General features: G+C 51.8%; 23 protein-coding genes and 9 pseudogenes. 18 read left to right on the top strand and 14 right to left on the bottom strand.

Translation table 11 applies throughout. The features are described 5' to 3' along the window. Both EL22_RS14155 and EL22_RS14150 read right to left on the bottom strand, forming a co-directional pair. Positions 1–559: pseudogene (locus EL22_RS14155) on the bottom strand (hypothetical protein); the annotation flags it as partial. A gap of 593 nt (positions 560–1,152) precedes the next feature. Further along, positions 1,153–1,701 (bottom strand): hypothetical protein, encoded by a 549-nt coding sequence (locus EL22_RS14150; RefSeq protein ID WP_050052101.1) that lies wholly within the window; start codon positions 1,699–1,701, stop codon positions 1,153–1,155. A 67-nt stretch (positions 1,702–1,768) separates the two neighbouring features. Here EL22_RS14150 and EL22_RS14145 point away from each other — a divergent pair. The 6 genes and pseudogenes from EL22_RS14145 to EL22_RS17385 all read left to right on the top strand — a co-directional run. After that, positions 1,769–2,473, top strand: a pseudogene (locus EL22_RS14145) (IS630 family transposase); the annotation flags it as partial. A gap of 98 nt (positions 2,474–2,571) precedes the next feature. Next, positions 2,572–3,066: a hypothetical protein gene (locus tag EL22_RS17395; protein ID WP_156184156.1), complete on the top strand. Its 495-nt coding sequence runs from the start codon at positions 2,572–2,574 to the stop codon at positions 3,064–3,066. A gap of 126 nt (positions 3,067–3,192) precedes the next feature. Further along, positions 3,193–3,722, top strand: a pseudogene (locus tag EL22_RS16295) (DDE-type integrase/transposase/recombinase); the annotation flags it as partial. 198 nt (positions 3,723–3,920) lie between these two features. After that, a pseudogene (locus EL22_RS19390) lies at positions 3,921–4,163 on the top strand (SDR family oxidoreductase); the annotation flags it as partial. Between the two features lie 545 nt (positions 4,164–4,708). Next, positions 4,709–4,939: an Lrp/AsnC family transcriptional regulator gene (locus EL22_RS14140; RefSeq protein ID WP_050052100.1), complete on the top strand. Its 231-nt coding sequence runs from the start codon at positions 4,709–4,711 to the stop codon at positions 4,937–4,939. Between the two features lie 737 nt (positions 4,940–5,676). After that, entirely contained in the window at positions 5,677–6,102 is a 426-nt protein-coding gene (locus EL22_RS17385; RefSeq protein WP_156184155.1) for a hypothetical protein, read from the top strand. Here the strand turns inward: EL22_RS17385 and EL22_RS14135 are convergent. From EL22_RS14135 to EL22_RS14125, 4 genes and pseudogenes are all read right to left on the bottom strand, one after another. Further along, a complete protein-coding gene (locus EL22_RS14135; protein WP_050052104.1) occupies positions 6,089–6,289 on the bottom strand; it encodes a hypothetical protein in 201 nt (66 codons plus the stop codon). The two genes, EL22_RS17385 and EL22_RS14135, sit on opposite strands and share 14 nt — an antisense overlap. Before the next feature lie 120 nt (positions 6,290–6,409). Then, positions 6,410–6,874 (bottom strand): annotated as a pseudogene (locus EL22_RS14130) (oligopeptide/dipeptide ABC transporter ATP-binding protein); the annotation flags it as partial. Positions 6,875–6,934: 60 nt separating this feature from the next. Further along, a pseudogene (locus EL22_RS18650) lies at positions 6,935–7,525 on the bottom strand (ISH3 family transposase); the annotation flags it as partial. A gap of 45 nt (positions 7,526–7,570) precedes the next feature. Further along, a complete protein-coding gene (locus EL22_RS14125; RefSeq protein WP_050052099.1) occupies positions 7,571–8,074 on the bottom strand; it encodes a hypothetical protein in 504 nt (167 codons plus the stop codon). 205 nt (positions 8,075–8,279) lie between these two features. Here EL22_RS14125 and EL22_RS14120 point away from each other — a divergent pair, with 205 nt between their 5' ends. The 4 genes and pseudogenes from EL22_RS14120 to EL22_RS17375 all read left to right on the top strand — a co-directional run. Then, positions 8,280–8,774 carry a Zn-ribbon domain-containing OB-fold protein gene (locus tag EL22_RS14120; protein WP_050052098.1) on the top strand — a complete coding sequence of 165 codons (495 nt, stop codon included), beginning with the start codon at positions 8,280–8,282 and terminating at the stop codon, positions 8,772–8,774. A gap of 8 nt (positions 8,775–8,782) precedes the next feature. Continuing rightward, positions 8,783–9,574, top strand: a complete 792-nt coding sequence (locus tag EL22_RS14115) for an electron transfer flavoprotein subunit beta/FixA family protein (RefSeq protein ID WP_050052103.1) — start codon at positions 8,783–8,785, stop codon at positions 9,572–9,574. Then, positions 9,571–10,527, top strand: a complete 957-nt coding sequence (locus EL22_RS14110) for an electron transfer flavoprotein subunit alpha/FixB family protein (protein ID WP_050052097.1) — start codon at positions 9,571–9,573, stop codon at positions 10,525–10,527. Before EL22_RS14115 ends, EL22_RS14110 begins: the two co-directional genes overlap by 4 nt. Positions 10,528–10,651: 124 nt before the next feature. Then, positions 10,652–10,865, top strand: a pseudogene (locus tag EL22_RS17375) (polyprenyl synthetase family protein); the annotation flags it as partial. A 214-nt stretch (positions 10,866–11,079) separates the two neighbouring features. Here the strand turns inward: EL22_RS17375 and EL22_RS17370 are convergent. Beyond that, on the bottom strand, positions 11,080–11,310 hold the full coding sequence (locus EL22_RS17370) for a hypothetical protein (RefSeq protein ID WP_156184153.1): 231 nt from the start codon (positions 11,308–11,310) through the stop codon (positions 11,080–11,082). A 357-nt stretch (positions 11,311–11,667) separates the two neighbouring features. Between EL22_RS17370 and EL22_RS18645 the strand changes: the two are divergent. The 3 genes and pseudogenes from EL22_RS18645 to EL22_RS18640 form a co-directional block, all read left to right on the top strand. Continuing rightward, a pseudogene (locus tag EL22_RS18645) lies at positions 11,668–11,805 on the top strand (Lrp/AsnC family transcriptional regulator); the annotation flags it as partial. A 163-nt stretch (positions 11,806–11,968) separates the two neighbouring features. Next, the gene (locus EL22_RS14095; protein WP_050052094.1) at positions 11,969–12,403 is read left to right on the top strand and encodes a hypothetical protein; all 435 of its coding nucleotides are present in this window, start codon (positions 11,969–11,971) and stop codon (positions 12,401–12,403) included. Between the two features lie 155 nt (positions 12,404–12,558). Continuing rightward, positions 12,559–12,801 carry a winged helix-turn-helix domain-containing protein gene (locus EL22_RS18640; RefSeq protein WP_082146804.1) on the top strand — a complete coding sequence of 81 codons (243 nt, stop codon included), beginning with the start codon at positions 12,559–12,561 and terminating at the stop codon, positions 12,799–12,801. A 492-nt stretch (positions 12,802–13,293) separates the two neighbouring features. On the opposite strand, the gene EL22_RS14090 is transcribed toward EL22_RS18640, so the two are convergent. The 7 genes from EL22_RS14090 to EL22_RS14055 all read right to left on the bottom strand — a co-directional run bounded on the left by EL22_RS14090 (position 13,294) and on the right by EL22_RS14055 (position 18,312). Continuing rightward, positions 13,294–13,620 (bottom strand): hypothetical protein, encoded by a 327-nt coding sequence (locus EL22_RS14090; RefSeq protein WP_050052093.1) that lies wholly within the window; start codon positions 13,618–13,620, stop codon positions 13,294–13,296. A 216-nt stretch (positions 13,621–13,836) separates the two neighbouring features. After that, a complete protein-coding gene (locus EL22_RS14085; RefSeq protein ID WP_050052092.1) occupies positions 13,837–14,496 on the bottom strand; it encodes a hypothetical protein in 660 nt (219 codons plus the stop codon). Positions 14,497–15,394: 898 nt separating this feature from the next. After that, positions 15,395–15,883, bottom strand: coding sequence for a hypothetical protein (locus tag EL22_RS14080; protein ID WP_231587973.1), 489 nt, complete (start codon positions 15,881–15,883; stop codon positions 15,395–15,397). A 37-nt stretch (positions 15,884–15,920) separates the two neighbouring features. After that, complete coding sequence (locus EL22_RS14075) at positions 15,921–16,658, bottom strand: tryptophan 7-halogenase (RefSeq protein WP_231587972.1); 738 nt, start codon at positions 16,656–16,658, stop codon at positions 15,921–15,923. Between the two features lie 41 nt (positions 16,659–16,699). Beyond that, positions 16,700–17,134, bottom strand: a complete 435-nt coding sequence (locus EL22_RS14070) for a hypothetical protein (protein WP_156184152.1) — start codon at positions 17,132–17,134, stop codon at positions 16,700–16,702. Positions 17,135–17,328: 194 nt separating this feature from the next. Then, positions 17,329–17,760: a hypothetical protein gene (locus EL22_RS14065; RefSeq protein ID WP_050052090.1), complete on the bottom strand. Its 432-nt coding sequence runs from the start codon at positions 17,758–17,760 to the stop codon at positions 17,329–17,331. 288 nt (positions 17,761–18,048) lie between these two features. Further along, on the bottom strand, positions 18,049–18,312 hold the full coding sequence (locus EL22_RS14055; protein ID WP_050052088.1) for a hypothetical protein: 264 nt from the start codon (positions 18,310–18,312) through the stop codon (positions 18,049–18,051). A 331-nt stretch (positions 18,313–18,643) separates the two neighbouring features. Here EL22_RS14055 and EL22_RS14050 point away from each other — a divergent pair, with 331 nt between their 5' ends. The 5 genes and pseudogenes from EL22_RS14050 (at position 18,644) to EL22_RS14040 (ending at position 21,554) form a co-directional block, all read left to right on the top strand. Further along, complete coding sequence (locus EL22_RS14050; protein ID WP_050052087.1) at positions 18,644–19,132, top strand: helix-turn-helix transcriptional regulator; 489 nt, start codon at positions 18,644–18,646, stop codon at positions 19,130–19,132. 104 nt (positions 19,133–19,236) lie between these two features. After that, positions 19,237–19,305 (top strand): annotated as a pseudogene (locus EL22_RS19385) (V-type ATP synthase subunit D); the annotation flags it as partial. A 125-nt stretch (positions 19,306–19,430) separates the two neighbouring features. Further along, positions 19,431–20,021, top strand: a complete 591-nt coding sequence (locus tag EL22_RS14045; RefSeq protein WP_050052086.1) for a hypothetical protein — start codon at positions 19,431–19,433, stop codon at positions 20,019–20,021. A gap of 271 nt (positions 20,022–20,292) precedes the next feature. Continuing rightward, on the top strand, positions 20,293–20,649 hold the full coding sequence (locus EL22_RS17350; RefSeq protein WP_156184151.1) for a hypothetical protein: 357 nt from the start codon (positions 20,293–20,295) through the stop codon (positions 20,647–20,649). Between the two features lie 626 nt (positions 20,650–21,275). After that, entirely contained in the window at positions 21,276–21,554 is a 279-nt protein-coding gene (locus EL22_RS14040) for a hypothetical protein (protein ID WP_050052102.1), read from the top strand. Positions 21,555–21,631 lie beyond the last annotated feature (77 nt).

Here is a 21,631-nt window from a genome sequence, read left to right as displayed (position 1 = left end):
TTGCGGCCAATGGACTATCGAACGTCTTGTCGACAGCGATTCCGTCACCGTACGTAGTGACGTCAGCACTGAGGTCTCCACTCGAGTCGAGATCCGAAGCGCTGTTGTAACCGAGTTCTTCAGCGAACGCGTCAGTGACGAAGATCTCATCTCCGTCAGTCATGTTCACGTAGCCGGGAGTGAGTGTAACGTCCTCCTGGTCAGTACTCCAGGCTGCGGCGAACTCATCGAAGTTACCAGTTGCCGAGTCAGGCAGGTGACCGCCACCGGCCTTGTAGGAGTTCATCGTGATGTTGACTTCGTCGTAGTCACCTTCGGTGTCCTCGACGATGAAGCCAACTTCGTAGTTGTTCTCTTCGAAGTCACCGACCTGCACGGCCGCAGAGTCGGTATCTTGGAGACCGACGGTGATGTTCTCACTGTCGCCTTCGGTCACAACTGGGGCGTCGATGCTGTGATCTGCTTCGCTGTCACTAACTTCGATTGTCGCGTTGTCGCTTGCCACCGAGTCCGTGTGGTTAAACTCGAACTCGTAGTCGCCAGCGTCGAAGTCAGTCATAACTGCGTTGAGATCAATGTCATCAGCGCCATCGAGGTTAACTTCGAAGGGGCAATTTCGAACTGGACCGAGAAACAAGCCAATGCGACTGCGATCAGGAGGTTGTCGTCACGTCGTGCTGCGGACATGGTGGGGTCTGGCCGCGGCTTTGTATTTAAAATCCTGCACAAAAGGCCGAGTAGGATGGAGCGTGTCGTTGAGTTGCGTCCGGGAAGACGTAGTGATGTGGTGTGTCAATCGGTCTGTTGGCAACAACAGACGCCCCCTACACTCTCCCCGAGCGCAGGTAATTCTAGCTAAGTCACCCTAATGAACGTTTTGCCTTACTATCAGAAGCTACGACTCAAGGCACCGCTCACAGTGATAAATGAAAGCCGCCAGGTGGGGATGACTGGGGGCGGAAGGCCCACACAGACCTGGCGTGCATTACCCTACAATGTCATTCGACATAACTGTTGGGAGTGTGAGAAGACACAGCTCTCGATGCGAACGACAAGGGACACATTGGGAAAGAGAGAGGGTACCCCACGCAGTTGGAGTGAGCGCTGGCACCCACGGAAACATATTTGCCGCTGAGTTACAGATTTCAGCGTTCACGATTGGTAGTTGCGAAATCGGAACTGTTGGAACCACCCCGGATAGGCGTTCGCTGTATAGATCTCCACAGATGAATCCTCGAATTCGACATCGGTATTGGGTCGGACTGTGGCCCGCATCAAATCGAACAGCACTCCGACGAACTCGAATTTTAGCTCTTCCCCGTCATCTTCTGGTTCCAGACCACGAATCCATTCCGTATAGTCATCTAACTCCAGAGCGAGCAGTGTAGCGGATTGGTCCTCAGGTGTAGGTGCGTATGGAGCGTATCCGAATATGAACTGAAGGCGTTCGTGAGGCTCAAACTCCAGTCGGTCGACTTCCTCACGAAATTGTTCGACCGCCGGGTCACCGTCATAAATCTCTTGCAAGTGGGCATTCCCAAGCAATCCGTACACAAATCCCCCCAGTATGGGTGCTTCACTTCCCTCAACCTCATCGTAGAGCCTCTCTGCGTAGTATTGGAACGCTGCTCGGTGGAGGTTTTCTGGGCTATCGAGTTGCTCGTAGAGGAATTCTTGGAACAGATCGTGGACTTTGAACACTCTATCTCCGGTATCTTCTGAGCGACCACCGTTAGAATTCTCTGCCCATTGATTGTTGTAGCTTCTAGTGGATCATCTCGACGAGATCTCCATCGAAGAACTTCACGATGCACTCGACAACGTCGAGGGAAAGAAGCCGACACAGCGGCTGTTAGCGGCAACTGCGTACAAAAACGGCGTTACGCAGACTGAACTAGCCGAGTGGCATAACACCGGCCGGCGAACAATCTACAGTTGGCTCAAGCGACTCGTCAGTGTCGAGTCGCTTGAGTAGGCCGTTACTGATGCTTACCGATCTGGGAGAAAGCGAAAGTTCTCAGAAAAAGAGTAACAAGAATTCGAAGAACCTGTCCACGACCCACCCGAAGAAGTTGGGGTTGACGCGCCGGCGCTCGTCCAGCAGTATCTCGACGCGGCCACGATGCCGAGTACTCGATTCCGAGTTGCTGGCGGTTGCTCAAATAAGTGCCATTGGGCCGTCAAAATCCACGTCGTACAGTCGCCCAATCTGATGCTGAGGAGCAAGAAACGTTCCGCGAGGAACTGAAAATGCAGCGGGAGATGGTCGCCACAGTAGTCTGTATCGATCAAACCAAGAAAACTGTTTAAGTTGAGCCGCGTGCCGCTGGTTTCCGTGCGGCATGCGGTGATCTATCAAATTGTTTGGCAAACGCGACCGGGCGTATCTGTTGGTCACGATCACCGAAAACGGTAATTACTTTCATCCCGATTTAAAGAGTACGTGGCTAGCAAACCGATCCACCACACGATTCACTGGATTTCCGTACTGCTTCTATCAGCCGCTCGAGTTCAAATTGTACGATAGAAATCGGAAAGATTATTTTAGATAGGTTAAACTAGAGAAACATTATGTTTGATAGACAGATGGCAACTCGGCGTCGCTGGTTGACGGCCTGTGTCGGGGCGACGGCGGGAGCCGCGACGTTCGCTGGCTGTGCGAGTGATACCGAGAATGACGGGAGCGAAACGGATGGGGATGGTCCAAAAGGCGAGGAAGTTGCTAGCGAATACGGGAGTTGGCCGATGGCGCACTACGATGCAGCGAATACCGCTGTTGCACCGAACAGTGGTCCTAACAGTAAACCAGAAAAAGCATGGTCAATTAGGCTAGATAGTGAGCCAACCATACCTGTTGTCATATCAGACACCACCTATGTTGGGACGTTAGATGGCAAATATTATGGAATCGATATTAACGGAGAAGAAATTATATGGGAATATACTACTGGGGAATCTGCTGTACCAGCAGTCTCAAACAATGCGATCTATGTGTCAGGGGATGGGATTGAAGCGTTCGATCCCAAGGAACAAAAGCAACTGTGGACGCTCATCTGTAGAAGTTAGTATTTATAGTACTGGTTAAAATAACTATCACTCATGGTTAAAGGATTGTTGGTGGGGCACTGTCTAGTTAGCGCGGTTCAAGAAGCGAGCAGATCGTAGAGTTGGGTTGGTTATCAGCTCGCAGACCTGGTCAACGAGTCTTATGCGGCGGAATTTGATGAAGCTTGAGAGCGTGAGCGGACGGCGACGCCCGGCAGGGTATTCCCCGTCCAGCTCTACGCGACCAGCTGTTCGCTTGGAGAGACACAAGCGATTCTTTACCTAATCGGCGTACGACGGTCTCATCAAGCGATCTGTCACTGGATGCATTGGCTGTCTGACAGCGTGACAGACCCACCGACGGCGTCGTCGTCGCGGGTCACGATCGGTAAGACTGCTATCAAGATCAACGGCAACTGGTCTTGGGTATACGCTGCAACAGACCTCGACTCGCGACTAATTCTAGATATCGCAGTCTTCGAACGGCAAGGCACCGATTCAGCTGCTGCGTTTCTCCATCGGTTGACCAGGAAACATGATCTCTCCGCGGCTGGATTCTCGTCGATAGCTACGGCTATCTGACCGTCCTCACTCGAGTAGGTTTGAGCGGTCGGGTCGACTACATCGAGCGAAACCCCATCAAAACAATGACCGCACCAGTCACTCGACGGGCAGACACCGGTGGAGGTACTAAACTAGACGGTGCCATTAGCCACAGCCAATAGTTTCCTCAATACTCAGGGACTTCAAGTGGGACTTATCCTACGATTTATTATATATTTTTAAATAATTCATAATATTTCTTCCCAACGACATCACGAGAGAACTTCTTTAAGGAATCAACAGGAAGTGACTCAAATTCATACGAACTCGCCCCCGAAATCCGGGTTAACGGTGTGGCTCCAGGGTTTGCTCCAACCCAGTTGCAGGGAATTTCCGAGCTTGGTGGAGAAACCAACTTGGTCTTCGAACGCTCGGCACACTTACTGGATATCGAACCTTCTCTCGAAGATTATGTTGCGTACTACGTACTATTCGCTTCAGAAGATTCGAAATCAGCAACAGGATCAATTCTAACTGCTGATTACGGATATGCGACACCACCAGGGTTAGATTGAAATCGGCTCTTGTTAGGTTGGGTGCATGTGTTTAGCCCGAGATGGTTTCAGTATTGTTTCGTAGAAAGCGTCCAACGGACGCGATATGAATAGTCTGCAGACAACGGATATGATTTACAGGGATGGGATCCGCTGTAGAACCCATCTCATTGCCTCTGCTGTCATAGCTGGTTAGTGGGGTCTATGAACACAGACGATTTCACCAAAGAAGGGTTCTTTTCTCGGTTGCTTCAGCTTGAGCAGCGGAACGAAGAACTGAGCAAGAAAACAAACAGAAGGATAACAAACCGATCAGTTACAAGAGTAACTTGATCAGAAGGATGAGAGCGCATTCGAAGCTGGGACGCTCGAGCGAGAATCGTTCGTCTCACCCTGAGCTGTCGTTTCGTTACGGGAGCGCGACATCGACCGAGCAGTCGCTCGCGTTTCCGAGGACTTCATTCATACCGTGATCGACGATCTAATCACGTACGTTTCGCTGTAGCGCCACGGTCGATTTTCGGGAAAGGTTTTAGTCGTGCCAGAGAGTACCACACTATCGAGCAATGGTCCACGCCTTCATCATGGTAAAGACGGCCGCCGGGAAATCCGAGCGGCTGCTCGAGGACATCAGAGCGCTCGAGCAGGTCGCGGAGGCCCACATCGTCGCCGGCACCTACGACATCATCGTCGAAGTCGACGTTCCCGATGTCTACGACGTGTTACAGACGGCCTCCTCGGACGTACAGGGGCTCGAGGGCGTGGCCGACACGAAGACGTACATCGGGATGGACTAGAGACAAACTTTTACACCAAACTTTTGCGCTGCGGGCGCGGCGAGCCGCGCCCTCGGCAAAATCCTCAAAAGAGTGCAAAGCACTCTTTTGGACTTCGCGGGATCTTCGATCCCGCTTAGCTTTGATGAAAAGCACTCCTCCTTCCGTTCGACCCGAAGGGTCTCCACATCAGTCGTCGGCCCACTCGTTCGCCCTTCGGGCTCACTCGTGGTTTTAGAGGTATGAACCGCCTGCCCTCCCCCGAGTCGTGCGACTCTCGTAGTACTCGAGTCGCCCTCCCGGCCACGGCAGTTGGATTGAGGAACTGTCAGTAAAGGGTATACATCTAGTCGAAGAAGAAGATTTGTGACTGTGTTTATACACTGGTAGTATGGTCCAGAGAAAATATCAGAAGACTATCGCTGCATTAGTAGTGGTATTTGGACTGATACAGGCTGGTTCCTTTTTTGTGCAGGATAATTCAGCTATGTCTACAATTTTTGCTTTGGGTTTTACCAGGACGTGGAGCATTAGATACTGCTGCTTCCTGGTTTGGTTCATTTAGTGTCGGCTATTATCTCACACGAAAGCTTTTTGACCAAGGTAGGTATCATAAACGCGAGGTATTTATTCTCTGTACTTGCTTCGCTACTGCGAGCGTAGGAACCCTCGCAGTTATCGCCGGGATACTTGGTATTTTACCCTATTTCTTCCCAGTCATTGTAGCATATCTTGTATGCACCATAATTACAGCTGTAGTGGTCATTCGAATCCCTCCCCTGAACCAAATTCCAGAAGAATACATTGCCGACCCAAAACCAGAGCAAGAGTTCTCTGGTTCACCTTTAGAATACCTCCATTTAGCATCTGTTAGTGCGGTAGAGGATTCAAAGGAAGGACCTACAATCACAAAAGCTACCCTAGAAGGGCTAAAAGACGGACTCAAGCTTACTGCAACTCTTACTGGCACTGTTCTTGTCATCGGTCTATTTGCGCTTACATTAAACGCATACACAGTTGCTTTCGAAGTTATCGCAACTCCTCTCGTACCAATCATGTCAGTGCTTGGTATCCCTGAACCAAAAACTGCAGCAATAGCTACGATTGTAGGATTCGCTGAAGTGATTGTTGGGGCATCAGTTGCTGCAGAGGCTAGCCTTATGACTAAGTTTATACAATGCTGACAATTGATCCGAATCCGAGTACGATCACGAGATTGACTATCGCAAGCGTATATGATTCCGTTCCACGCTCACCGAACAGAAGTGTGATGGCGGTGAGCATCAGCATGAACACCAGAAACATCCAGAGCATTCCTAACTGCGTCTGATAGTCACGGACAACCGCCCAAAACGATTCCTTCCAAGACATGTGACTCATCTGCGTCCGTCATCCGAATAAGCTTTTTCACCGTGTCCTGTGTTCCGATGAACGGACAACGAACGTCAGGCAGATTAGCGCCACAGTGAAAAACGAACGGGCGGTCTGAGGCTAGTCAGTGAGTTCAGGGGAGTCCCAGTACTCGTGATCCTCATCTTCGCGGAAACAAGCGACTGTCTGCTCTCCGTGTTGATAGCCGGATGGGGTTTCCCGACGACAGGCTTCAGTCGCCTTCGGGCAGCGTGTGTGGAATCGGCAGCCACTCGGCGGGTCCACCGGGTCAGGAACATCGATTTTTCGCATTGGTGGATCCCCGGTTTCGCGCAGTGCCAAGTCGGGCGTAGCCCAACGTAGTACGTTCGTGTAGGGGTGTTTCGGGTCGTTGATCATATCCTCAGCGGGCCCGACTTCAACGAGTTCTCCGAGGTACATTACGCCGATCTTCCCGCCACCGTGGGCGGAGAAGTATCTCGCGTTCGAGAGATCGTGGGAGATGAAGATATAGGATGTATCGAATTCATCCTGTAGGCTAAGCATGAGATCCATCATCTCGACGCGCAACGAGACTGAGTGCGCGATTCAAGATTATGTGGGAAGTACAATATTTGATCAACCAGCAGGTTTGTTGACGCCTGTCAGAATACGTTCGTTGTAGAAGCTACGATCAGCCAAGAGCAGTTTATCTCGAAGGAACAGGCTTCGACGCGGTCGAGGACGCGCTTGACCGCATCTGCCACTTTCTCATCACTACGGACGTACATTATTGCCAACATCACTGGCTTTCCGTTCGAGATGAGACACGCCGTGCAGTACCGATGGCATGCCGTTGTTCCGTTTTTAGCGTGCATACGGCAGAATTCACCTTCTTCACAGGCGTATGTTTCGTGGAAGGGGTTATAGACGTAGTCGATAGAGACAACCCTCAACCGGTGAAGTTCGAGAATCGCCATCATTAACTCTTGGAGAAGACGGCTAGCAATGCTCTCAAGCTACTTTCGGTTGTGCGTATGTAGCCGATATGTGTTAGTATCGTTGCAGACAGCATTGTCGTTATCCTTGCACGTCTACCAGATGGACGTCTGATTGACTGCTGCAAGAATGACAACAGCTAGATCTCGCCGGATCGAAGGGTGAGCTCTCGATCTCTACCAAGGGGAACTGACAAATATCGTCTTCCAATAAATATCTCACGTCCGAGTCCGAAAGAATAGCGTCTGGCTTAGGGATATAACGCCGGCGATGGCCGTCTTTATCAGTCGCGTTGCGGTCCGATTATCGGTCATGGGAATTACCCCGAAGAACTGCGAGCTTCACTGATCGACGGAAAATTTCGGTGTCGTAGCCCTGGACGTCGTCACGCTCTTTGAACAGGCGCACGGCTCTCCGAAGAACCGACTTGTCGAACTCGAGACCCTGCTCGCGAAGGCGGTGTGCGAGTGGGCCGATGAGGCGAAGCGCCTGAATCTTCGATAGAGTGTCGTCGTCAGCCCAGCAGCCGATCCGAGCACAGGTCCGACAGGTCGTCATCGGTGGCGTGGACGTCTTCTCACCGTACTCGTCGTGATCGACGATTCCCTGCTCGAGGGTGGCCTGTGGTGTTCGCTTCCGTTCTTCGACAGCGTGGTCGTAAACGCCGCCGCTGAAGGTTCCTTCTTGGACCTCCCGGACGTGCTCGAAACAGCCGTTACACACGCGAGGGTTGTGCCAAACGAGTCGGTCGAAAGCCCGCTGCGCCGAGACGTGATCGTCTGCTAGTGTGGGTGACACTGTGGACATGGTGTTGAGAAAAGCGACGCTGTAGGGCGGACGGAATCATCGTCGGCGACCGCGTCGCCGACTCGACGCCCTTGCAGCGATCGTGTTGCTACTTCTACCGACCGGAGAGTAATAATAAAATTCGTAGCGGCCTATATGACGATTCTACTGGGACCAGTTACGCATCCCGCTCAAAGCGGACGAAGCCTTCAGCGGCCCACCGCTCATCACCATAAAATCCGACAGAGAAATTGTCTCGGTCCCGGACGACGTCGAGCTACCGCGATTGCTCGACTTCTACGAACTCCAGACCGACGAGCACACGCAGATCGCCGAGTTCTACGAGAACCTCGACGATGACAGGCTCACGACGACACAGTGTACCGACTGCGGAGAGATTCACTTCCCGCCGCGGATCGTGTGTCCGGAGTGTACGAGCGACGACCTCGAGTACGTGAATCTTCCCCACGAGGGCGAACTGTTCGCGTTCTCGGAGGTCCGCGGCGGTCTCCCGCTTGGTTTGAGCGAACACGACGTCCCGTACGTCGTCGCTGCTGTCGATCTCGGTCCGGTCATGCTCTCGGCGAGAATCGACGACGCCGCGTACGACGATCTCGAGATCGGCGATCCCGTCTCGTTGAAAATCGTCGAAATCGACGGCCCGACCGATCACGAACGCGTCTTCTACCGATTCGAACCGAAAGAGGAGAGTTCCGCATGAGCAACGGGCTGTGCGTTCTGGTCCCGGTTACGGAGGTCGCGACCGTCGAAGACGAGTTCGAGATCGAGGGAACGGCGATCGCCGACCAGTACCTCGGTGCCGATCTCAATGAGTGGGACGACTACGCCGTCGAGGAGGCCGTCCAACTCCAGGAAGCCGGCCTCGCCGACGAGGTCGTCACCGTCACCATTGGCCCCGAAGACTGCGAGCAGACCATCCGCCAGGCGCTCGCGAAAGGCGCCGATCGCGCCATCCGCGTCTGGGACGACGCCCTCGAGGGGGTCGACCTGCTCGACGTGGGCGCGAAAACGGAGCTCCTCAAAGCCGTCGTCGAAGCCGAAGAACCCGATCTCGTCCTCTCTGGTGTTCAATCCGGCGACGACAGCTTCGGCGCCACAGGCGTTTCGCTCGCCAGTGCCGTCGACTTCCAGTGGGGCGCGGTCGTCAACGGCCTCGAACACGACCTCGAGGATGGCGTCGCCTCTGTGCGACGCGAACTCGAGGGCGGCGTCGAAGAGCTCACCGACATCGACTTGCCGGCGGTGCTGACGATCCAGACGGGGATCAACGAACCGCGCTATGCCAGTCTACGCGGCATTCGCCAGGCCCAGCGCAAGGATCTCGACGTGCAGACGCTGGCCGATCTCGGCGTCGACGCCAGTGCCGTTGAAGGCGACCTCGAGCTCAGTGAGATGTACGAACCCGAGACCGAGAGCGACGTAACCGTCTGGGAGGGCGGTGCCGACGACACGGCCGGACAACTCGCTGAGTTGCTCCGCGAGAAAGGGGTGGCACAATGACGGACGTGCTCGCTGTCGCCGACCACCGCCGCGGTGAACTCCGAGACGTCAGCTACGAACTCGTCACCGCCGGACGCGAACTCGCAGACGTTACCGGCGGCAACCTCCATCTGGCGATCATCAGCGGCCCCGTCGACGACTTTGCCGAGAAAGCGAACCGCGAGGGCGTCGACGCGATCCACACCGTTTCCCACGGCGAGGAGTTCAACCACGACGTCTACACGCAGGCGATCACGCAACTTTACGATGCGATCGCCCCGCAGTACGTGCTCGCGCCCAACAGCGTCAACGGCCTCGACTACGCTCCTGCTGTTGCGGACGAACTCGACCTTCCGATCGTCACGGACGCAGTCGGCCTCGAGGCCGACGGCCAGACCCTGATAGCCAACCGCGAGATGTACGGCGGCAAGGTCGAAACCACGGTGGAGGTCGACGCCGAATCGGCGCTCGTCACCATCCGCAGCGCCGAGTGGCCGACTGCGGAAGGCACCGGCGATGCCGAAATCGAGGCCTTCGACGTAGAGATAGACGAGGACGCCATCGGCTCGAGCGTGACCGGCTTCGAGGAGGTCGGCGGCGGCGATGTCGACATCAGCGAGGCGGACGTGCTGGTTTCGATCGGACGCGGGATCGAAGAGGAAGAAAATCTGGATATCATCCGTGAGTTGGCCGACGCGCTCGACGCGACGCTGTCGTCGTCGCGACCGATCGTCGACAACGGTTGGCTCCCCAAAAACCGGCAGGTCGGTCAGTCGGGCAAGGTCGTCACGCCTGACGTCTACATCGCCATCGGGATCTCGGGGGCAGTCCAGCACGTCGCCGGGATGAAAGGCTCCGATACCATCGTGGCGATCAACACGGACCCGAACGCGCCGATCATGGACATCGCAGACTACGCGATCCACGACGACCTCTTCGACGTCGTACCGGCGCTGACCGAGCAGTTCCAGTAACATGGATTAGTAGCGCTATTTTCGTCGTTTCGCTGATTTCGAACCCGTCCGCGCCGTCTCGAGGGACCGAACAGCTTCGGCCGTAACCGTCACGTACTTTTTTCCCCCGTTCGAAGCGCTGGTAATGGAACTTCTCGAGCGCCGCCGGGCGCTAGTCGAGGAGCGTCTCGTCGAGGTCGTCGACGGTCTCGATCCGGAGACGCTCAGTTCGGAAGTTCGCCACGTGACGCTCTCGGGGGGGAAACGAGTGCGGCCGATGGTGACGATACTGGCGTGTGAAACGGTCGGCGGGGACCGAACGGACGCCGTCGACTTCGGCGTCGGGATCGAACTCTTTTTCGACTCACCCTGCATAGCCAAGGCACTTCTTTCGAATGACAAAGCAACTTCGAAACGCAGTTCTACTCACTGCTATGTCTTAGATCACTCTCAAAATGTGCGTATAGTGACTATGTATTCCACGGTAAAACATATCTGAGGACGACTCGAGTCACGTCTGAGAATGGTACACAACTGCTCTCGACAGCTCGTGAACGGACAGTGTGGGGAGAGTCACATCACGGCGCCGAGCATGCGACGTACTTCTATGATGAGACTGGGAGTCCAATCTGGACTGAAGACTGTCTTGTGACCACCCTCGAGGACGCAGATGACGATGTCTGGCTGGTGCCAGCGATTGGCCTCCATCGATCCGATTCGGAGTCCCCGATCTCGGGTGATCGGTGTGAACGTCCAAACAAGACACACCTCGAGTGTCGACCATGCGATTGCGAGACTGTTCATCGATTTCTCGAGTTCGAAGAGGTTCCTGCTGATGAGTGGGATGGACAGTCAATGTGGGAATGCCAGCGCTGTGGATCAGCCCGATATGGACCCGAACCGGACGGATCTCGGTAAGCAGGACGGAGACTTAACCAATATTGGCGTAGCCGTAACGGACAGCTACGACCCGTTGGGCCGTGGCGCAGTCTCGTCCCCGTCAGTCGCTCCGAAATCGGTGCTCATACGTCACAGTATACGATGCAGCGGCAAGTAATTTACTCTGGGGTAATTCACCCTACAGTAAAACGACCCACACGAACAGTTAATTTAGTTCACAAATACTTTGTATCTGCCACGAATACGTTTACTTTGTCCGACGAAGAGTTGCCTGATATGAACGACCAGATTAAAACGCTGATCACAGACCCAGATATCCGCCAATCAAACACCAGCATCGTTCTCAACAGGGTTAGCGAAAACAAACAATTTGAACTCCCACTTGGGAACAACCAATAGCAATATCGACTGAGAATCATATAATACTTCCTACGGTCTTGATCACACCCGCCCTTTCAGTGAACTGACCGATAAGTAAGTATGCGAGCTGAGCGAGGTGTAGTCTGAGACCGCTGTTTAGTTTTGGAGAAGATACATCACTATTCGAGCTACATCCATTGACATGAAACGTCGTACAGCTCTCGAAGGTATTGGAATCGCATTGGCTCCTTCCATTGCTGGCTGTCTCGACCGGGTGCCGGGAATCGGACTTGACACGGAGTTTGAGGAAGTGAAAGCAGAGTTGCGAGTCGAGGATCCGCCGGATGTAACCGTTGACGGCGATACCGTTATCGTCCGAGGAACAGTCCAGTATGGTTCGAGTAGTTGTGGAACGGTCGAATTGGCGCATGCAGCATACGAAGATTCCCAAGACCGGCTGGATCTCCTCATTGTCGCTGCTGATGACTCGAACTGGCTCGGAGGTTGCACGGACGATCTCGTGGAGACGGGATATCGTGTTGAGACCACAACCAACGATGATCTTCGCCGTGTTGCCGTGACTGAACACCACGTTTCCGGTGCGGCGTATTCAACGATCGTTGACTTGACAAATTAGTGTCTGGGTATTCCGATTGAGAGTAAGTCGAGACCTGCTTTTCCTGTACTGAGTGTTTGACAATCTACGATTCGGTTCTTTTCAGAACAGAACCGAGTTCCCACCACTGATTTCTCTGAAAACCTCTCTTCATCACCGCCAGTGATGCTGACTGGATGTCTCGCGCTGATGATCGAATTCTGGAACATCTCGCTGAAAAGGGCCCCGACACTCCCAAGGAAATGGCAGATAGCGGTCGCGTTCGCTTTTCTCGCCAACACATCAACGCTCGCTGCAAAACGCTAGTAGCCTACGGGCTTCTTGTCCACCTCGGTAACGGTGTCTACGACATAACCCGAGAAGGGGAACAGTACCTCAATGGCGATCTAGACGCTCGAGAATTAGTACGTGGAGGATAAATTCCCTCTTCTGGAGCTTGGAGTCAACAGGGCAGCGTAATTCCGAGTGGTAACTAGGTTGAGGAACGATTCCAATGCGAGTCTCATATAGAACCTCCTACGGAACAAAGTGGAATATGAGCCTACAGAGAATCGGTGACGACAGGTGAAGCTGGCCTTGCGATGCGAACGTTAGATAGCGGAATCACCATAGATGAGAGGCAGTCGGTTCCGTTCACACCAGAGTCCAACAGTATTTTGAGCGGCTTGCACCCGTAGACCGCTTCGTTCCAGATAATGCGTCTGGATTCTCCCCTGTCACACAGGAATATGCCCAGAAGCGCCGGATACAGATCATCAAGGTTCGCACATAGTACGCTAATATCCGCACTCTTCACACTCCCACCGGTACCCCTCACTACGTCTTTTATCACTAACCGGCACTTGTAGAGATCCGCATCGGTAGCACTCATCAAAATTATCGTCGGGGAACGCCTCCTCGAATTCGTCAATTCAAGCCTCTAACTGCCGTCGTCGTGTGGATTTTCTAAACCCTTCGTTCGAGTCCAAGATTCTCTTATCCAGTTCGTTTGCCTCCTTCCGCCAATCCGCTAACGATTCTAAGAACTCATCTATCGAGCTACTCTCTTCGAGATCCTCAATACAGTCCTCTATGGCTTTCCGTTTTATATCTGGTTCTGCGCGTTCACGGGCAGCATCCCAACTCCCTTTGTAGAAGCTGTCTTGCTGTTCTTTAATTTCCTCAGGTCTATCCTCCAGTTCACCAGCTTCCTTACGCCACTCCTGACAAAGAGAGTCTACGACATCCGATACACTCATATCAAGAACTGTGTTTTCAAATGAAAGAATCCGGGTGAAAATACTGCTCTACCCTGCCTAAGCGAAGACTGCTAACTCCGGTGACTCCAGCTCCCATTCGCAGGCTTCACCAGCAAATAAATCGTTCTCGTCGATGAGAAATCTTCAATATCCTAAACATACAATAATAAATATACATTCAAAGAACAAAGATTCAACGACGAACGGGTTAAAATACTATGAGATGAGTTCGATGAAAGCAGCTACGATGGCCGCCTTAACAAATAATACGACGAATGTGAAGAAGAGGATAATAGCAAACACAATTCCTGCTCCACCCTCTCCAGACCCACCGCCACCACCAGCTTTAGTCTCCTCCTCGAAGTCTACGGTCTCCTCGCTCGTATCCACAGTTACAGTTCCATCGTCTGTGATGTCCACGGTCTCCTCAACAGTTTTCTCTCCAATTTCAATGCTCACAGTGTGATTACCATCTTCGATAGATTCGAACGTCACAAGACCCTCTGAATCCGTCTCAGCCGTCTCTCCATCAATCGTAACCGATGCACCATCTACAACACCATCAGCGTTAGAAACGTCCACGTCGACCTCGTGTGTGGTTTCGTTCTCGTCTGTTGGTAAGCCGTCATCATCGTTCGGCTCCTCCTCGGATGTAGTTTCCATGCTGATTTCCACATCGTTACCATGTCCGTCGTCCATCACCACGCCGTCTTGTAATTCTGATGCGTTGAGTGGTGTTTCCTCAGTATACTGTGATACTGTGATTGTTTGCCCGACTGAAACATTCATGGTCACAGGACCAGTGTATTTGGTTTCCGTATCTGCATTAGAGTAGTCGACTGATTCGTTATCTAAATCGACGGCAAGGTCTCCCATCCTCGTGGTAGGATTTATATTGCCTATCATAGTTGAACTAGTAAATAGAGACACATAAGCTACACGGCAGTAAATACGCGCACGCATCGCCGTTCAGTATCGGTGTTCAGGCGCATTTGAAAGCAACTTCTTCAGATGTATTTTAGCGTGAGAGACACGCCCACTACAGATGCGAACTGAACGCCCAAGAGAACATAGTAATAGCGATCATAAGGACGGTATGGGGAAGTGGCTTCGGATATGGACGAAAATACATCACTACCACCATCCCGTTATCGGGTTTTGCGGCTTACTAGTGACAGTCGTGTTCTCTAGGCCTGGAACCGATCTAATCACTGTGGGGCCAATTCAACTGGACCCCTTCTATCTCTCAGTTGTCGGGTTTGGCATACTGTTGGTACTGTCCATAGGTGACGAGTACGATCCAGCGGATTACGGTCTGGAGTCATCGGAGTCTGATTGATAACAGTACACCGACCAGACCCTCTCAAAATTTGGTAGCCGCTACTGATTCAACAGCGTCGCTTTTTACCATCCTATTCGCGGAACTCACTTGCTCACTCTGCTGATGGACGGTCGTTCGCTAGACCAGGAATATATGTTCGCACAAATTGTCCAGCAGCGGCGAGTGCGATTGCCCCACCAATCCAACTCGAAACGATTCGAAGATTCTCCTGCATTAAGCCTGTGAGGATGACTACTCCGATTCCGAGTAGGGCCGTACTTAGCAATATCCAGCGGCGAATCGAACGAAGCAGCAGAATCGTTTCAGAGGGCATAAAAAACGAATTCAGAGCGACTATTGTCAACTTGTCGATGATATATGAATAGTTCCTCTCCATCGAGCACGTGTGAGAGCGAGCGACAAAAAAGAAAAATAGGGAAAATTCCGACTATTTCACCTCATATTCTGGAGAGTCTTGAGCTTATTATCATCAATCAAGTCAGCATCCTCATCGAGCAGTTCGTCTTTGTGCTGCTTGATTTTCTCACGAACAGTAGACTTGCTCGTGTAATCACTAAACGCAACCATATCAGACATGGAGCGGTCTGTGAAAGCATAGACGGCAGCAAGTTTCTCGTCCTCTTTCTCCTGCTTGAAGTTCTCAAACTCTTCCTTGGACGCAAAGTCATCTTCGTCTTTATCCTCGTCATCAAAGATGAATTTGCCTTCATCGTACGTCTTAAAGTGGATATCTGTCGGTGGAACACCATCTAACCGGCCCATGAGGTCTTCTCCTTGCCGGTCTTTGATTGTCTTGAATATCTTAGCCTGCGTGAGAGCCGATTTATGCACAAAGACTGTACACAGAGCCCGTAATGCCTTGTCGATGTCCTTCCCATCCTGACCTATCAAGAACATATGTGCGTTGGATTTCCGGGCCAATTTCAAGACCTTCGCTAACTGTTTCGCACGATGTTGGTCAGCTCCAACTCCAGTGAAAATCTGTGCCGCCTCGTCGATTAGTTTCAAGAAAGTATCTCACAACTGTGGCGAAAATGTACTCCGTTTTCATCCTCTGATATAATCTATCAGGATAATTGTGTAATTGGCTTCTGTTAGCCAGCTCTGCGGCCAAGAATCCCGATTCAACGGCCTGTGAGATCCCCTTTCCGGTGAGTCGGTTTGCTATACCTGCAGCATCACCCACTCGTACGACTGAATGCTCCGGTAGATGGGTTCTGTCGGGATCAAGGCTTGGTCCCTCGGGAATGATTGCGACGTTCGTCCGTTCCTGCGACGGGACTGGCCACCCATTCCGCTCACAGGCTTCCCTCAATGCCTTCATATAATCATTAGGCCGGTCACTGACCGTCCAGCCGATACCAACGTTGGCTCGTTGCGATGTCTTCGGGAATGCCCACGAGTACCCTGTATAGTTCTCCAGAATTATCCGGCTGTTCGGGTACAACTCGGTGAAGTCCCCTTCGACATCACTGTTAAGCGCTACCATATATCCTGAATACTCGTTGGTTGTTCCGAGCGCTTTACTAGAGAGTGATGGCTGACCGGTTGCATCAACGACGAGATCATACTCATCGGTGAACTCGTGGAAATCTGTCCGTGTGATAGACTGGTTTTCGTGGATGTCAACACCCTTCTCTGAGAGTTGTTCAAATCCCACCGTGTGGCTTTCGGTGAGTCGGTCTGCGAGTATCACCCCAGACGATCTCGACGACTCGCTCGCTTCTCGAACCTGAATCACGAAACGACTCCTTGCACGTAGATGTGCGCGTAGGCGCTCGCCCATACGATAGAGAGGAATTCACCGAAACTCGCTGAAATCATGCGCAAAGCGGGGTGAAAAGCCAGTTTCGCCCCCATATCGGGGAGGTGTGCTGAGAGATAGAGGCTGATTGCACTTCCAACGGCGATGACGAGGATGAGCGCGAATTTGCTGCGGTAGTTCGTCGTGATTCGCCAGCTAACTCGAAGTGCTTCGACGGGGCCATATCGGCCGACGACACAGGCCTCAGGTGCGAACCAGAATTTGAATAACAACAGCAGAAACGGAACGGCGACTACGACTACGCCAACCGCCCCAACAACGGGAAATCCCACCATCTCTACAGGATTACCCGGGACAACGCCGACGAGAACGAATAGCGGCAGAGATACGAGGAACGGAATCGTCACTACGGACAAAATGAACAGAACGATGACTCCGTCTGCTTTCAGAGAATACAACCTCGATTGTTGTAAATTAGGTTTCTGACTGGTCGGCTTCAGTCATCCTAAGCTTCGAATAGTGATTGTCCTCAAATGGTAGAGTCGCTGCGGCAGACCAAACGAGAAGTCCGGTCCCTCTCACTTGTGCACCTTTAATCGCTTCAGAAGATACCTTGATTCTCAAGGTGTCGCTGATAGAATGGCGCTATAGAACTGCGATTCTCCTGTAGATAGTTGACGACGTCCTCCACTTTGTCCGGTATATAGAGGTTCACTGCTACTGACCGATCCACTCCCATAGACATCAGTTTGATTCGATTATAACGCATTGAACCCATCTCAAGCATCTGGTCGAACCGTAACATCCAGTCAGGTACCTCTGTATCGATGTGCTCGAGAAGCGTCGTCAGAATGCCATAATATTTCACGAGGACAAAGCGAATATCTGTCTTCACTGTTTCAAGTGATTTCTTGATCGCGGTATCTATATCTTCGTCTTCATAAAAATTTTGACGACCATTAAAGAGACGATTGCTGATCGAGACAGTGACGAGAATGTGGCCAATTCCCGGTCCAATGACGTTCTCACTCACGAGACGAAAGAGTTCAGGAGCGTCTTCGTAGGTGAATCTGACGAGTTCGATTCAGTCGTCGAAAGGATCGAATCGCTTTCGCTCGCCGATTGCGACGGAGCCGTGCTTCGGTCGCCGGGTACTGACGCGAATCGGGTTCAGCGATTTGCGGATCGTCTCTGTGATGACTCGGAACTCGCGGAACCGTCGCTTTCAACGTCACTCCAGAAGGTGTATTCCGACGCCGTCGGTGACGATAAGAACAAATTAGAATTTCAGCTGTATCTTCAACAGCAGTAAATAACGGGCTCAGTCACGATTTGTCTCAATGTGGAAGACCTGTTCGTTAATAGTCCAGCCACCCGATTGGAGGTTCTGAGAGATGGTTACTTGATGGCTGTCCGCATCCTCGGCGATGATCGAGTAGTTGTCCGTATCGATCACTTCATACGTGAGGTCCCGGTTGTTCACCGAAATCGTATCGCCGATCTCTAAATTAGCAAACCGGTTCGTGATTTTCTTTGGTGCGAGCGATGGTGGTTCGGACGAATCTTTGGATCCATCTGCCGTCATCTGTCGTTTGTATTGTCAATCGCCACCATCTTATATTACTCGCCGTTTGTGACTGTTTCTGTAACTTCGGAGGGAGATCTCTTCAGCCCTTCGTTGAGGATAGTTATCGTGAGGATAGTGATAAACTATAACATGGCCGACACAGTAGTTTGTTCTATGTCATCACGACCAACAGCCCTTGATTCCGATGAGGTAGACGATCGAGAAGCAGCGGAACTTATCGAAGACGCAGAATCCGGATGGTACGGCGATTCCGCATTTTTCGGGGCGATGGCCCACTGTCCTGAGATTTTCAAAAACGTCGTCACCGCTTTCGAATTGTTCGGACAGCGTGCGAACACGACCAGAAAGCACGTCACTTCTCGCGAAACTATCGAAAGTGATTGCTACGAAACGGACGTCGGAATCGTACGAAACGCCGGTAAACGAGCGCGAGGAACCGGTCGACATCGAACACGAGTTCGAGGAACTCATGGCGCAGGTCAACGACGTTCTCCAGACCAACGACGTTCACTTCGAGGACACACTGGTCAAGGAGAACCTCGACGAGGTACTGCTCGTTCTCATCTCGTTACACGGTGAAACACACGGGAAAGAGCTGCTCACGGACCTGAACCGGCTCTTCGAAACGGAACTGAGTCCGGGAACCGTCTACCCCCGGCTCCACGCACTCGAGGAAGACGACGTCCTCTCGATGCGCTCGGAAATCCGAACCAAAGAGTACGCCGTCGCGAACGAGAAACAGGTCCGCTCGACCGTCGAGGAGACGATGGTCCAACACCTCGCCTTCGGGCTCCTTTTGTACGCGTTTCTCTCGTGACAACCCTCGTCCCGCCGGGCGGCTTTCGCCTCGGGGACTCCGCGTGACCCACGACGACCAAACTGTAAACAGTTATCTGACTGGGAGCGCAAGCCTTCCACAACATGGCCAAAGATGTCAAGCCGACCCGCAAGAACTTGATGGCGATCGAGGACCGCATCGAGCTCTCCGAACAAATAGAACATTCGTCTCGGAATCATCGTCGGAGCGAGTCCGATCGAACAGCGTCGCTCGCAAAATATCTCGGCCGCGGGTTCTGGATCGAAACCTCTTTAATATTTTAGGCAGGCCTAAACATATGGAGCGATCAACCGAAGCGGATGGGACACTGAGTCGGCGTGAATGTGTTGCGTATGGCGGCGCAGTCGCGAGCGCCGGGCTCTTCGCCGGCTGTATCGACGATTCCAGCTCGGGAGACGAGCCAGCGGATGGGGAATCCTACAGCGTAACGATGGAACCGGTCGGAGAGGTGTCGTTCGACTCGGTCCCCGAGACGTGGGCCGCGAACAACGGGAGCTGGGCGGACATGGGCATCGCGCTCGGCCAGGATCCACCGACGAGTGCCTGGCTTGTCAATCGATACCACACCCAGTACTACGACGAAATTCCGGGCGTCGACGTGGACACGAGCGACATGATCACACTCTCGAACGACGCATCCATCGATCCGGAGGTCTTCTACGAGATGGACGCCGACGTCCACGTCATGGATCCGAACTTTTTGAAGAATCGATTCGATGGAGTCGAACAGAGCGATATCGACGAAATCGAACAGCGGCTCGGTCCGTTTTTCGGAAATTCGATCTTCTCCTCCTCATGCTCATTTCTATTACAAGCATACAAATGTAATATTTTTGTAACCGATTTACAACCATACGTTTGTAGTTGATAATAGGGCGAACACTACTGGTTCACTCATGGGAAACCCATCCTGATGATTCTACACTTAGGAACAAGTACCAATATGGGTTAGGCGAGGATCTAAGCTTTACTAGCGGGGTTATGTGCTATATTTCATCACTTTGACGCCACAAAATGGACCAAGCAATTGACGGAACACGCTAAGTGAACTGCAGAGCTACCAAGTATAGGTTCCTTTGTCGATCACATAAAGAGAATCAGTACCTTTATTACTACCTGTGGTATTGATTCTCTTGGCCATGTTTGACAAGGATGTCTGGTCAGATGGAGATGGGTTAACAGATGATCCAACAAAGAAGGATGAATTGAGTATTAGTGATGTAGATACTAGAGTAATAGGGGTGAAATCATCGCTCAAATTCATATCTACGTTTGTTATAAGCGTCGGTTTTTTCTTATTTCCTATTACAGTAAACGGTCAAACAACAACTCCACTTGACGCCTCAGTTAGTTATATCACTGCGAATTTTCCTTTCCTCGTGGAGTTATTCATTCTCGGACTGCTGCTGCAACTGACGATAGTACTGAATCTGCCAGCACTACGATTAATTCAGCAAAGCAAACAACACGGGAATCTCGACGCGAGTACAGGATGAGAGTAACAGCTAATTAGCATGGCCAGCAGTTCACCACACTAAAAAACCCCTGTGTTGAATAGATGGTGAGTGGTAGTTAGAGTGGATTACAAAGTAATTCTATGTTAGTGATGGCGAATATCAAGATTAGCCAGGTCACGACACTGCTCAATAACGTCGAAGGGATCGATCTCTATGGACAGAGTTGAGTTTTTCAACTTCAACCATCTAGTCCATGATATCTACCTATTAGACCGCCATTCAACACAACAGAAGATACTAATCTCTGCTATGCCCACTCAGACCTAGCCCGCTCGTGCAGCATATCCCGGTACTGGGCTGTTGTCTGTTCCAGCAATTCACCGTTGGCCCAATCCAGAATAACGCCGTATCGACGAACGAGATCAAGTGTATTCAATTCTCCGTCTCGGTATAGACTAGCAATCTCTTGTGGATCTTCCTCAAGCCAGTCAGCTCGGAGTAATTTGCAACTTAGATGTGTTTCTGTCCGTAGAAGGAACCACTATTGGCTTGCTAAATAAAAGAAAAGTCCGGAGTTCGACCATTATGGAAATTTTATGAATGACCGGAAAATTGTCTAGAATAGATCACAGAGGAGATATACGATGCGTAATCACTCCTAAATGATGTCACCTCCAAAGCCGTTCTTTACGTCCCAATCGGGAGCACTCGATACAGGTCAAATCCTCGACGAAGCCCTCTCTCTGGCCAAGCTTATCGGCGCCGTTGTTGCAGTCGCTTTGATTCCAATCTTAGTCCTGAAAATAACCGAATTCGTCGTGGAATTCACAGTATTACAGGTCATATTCTCGCTCACAACGCAGTTTCTCCTTGCAGTCGGCAGCGGGATCGTTCTTCTGTACGTTATTATCCGTGCGAACCAACTGTACGACGAGCAGATGTAATGGGCGTGGTTTTTACAGGTGAAAGAATCTGAACAGAGGATTTCAACAGGCCCAACAGAGAAGGTCGCCCGAAAGGA

This window comes from Halostagnicola sp. A56, from assembly GCF_000691505.1.
Classification (GTDB): Archaea; Halobacteriota; Halobacteria; order Halobacteriales; family Natrialbaceae; genus Halostagnicola.
This window is presented reverse-complemented; position numbering and strand designations above follow the sequence as displayed.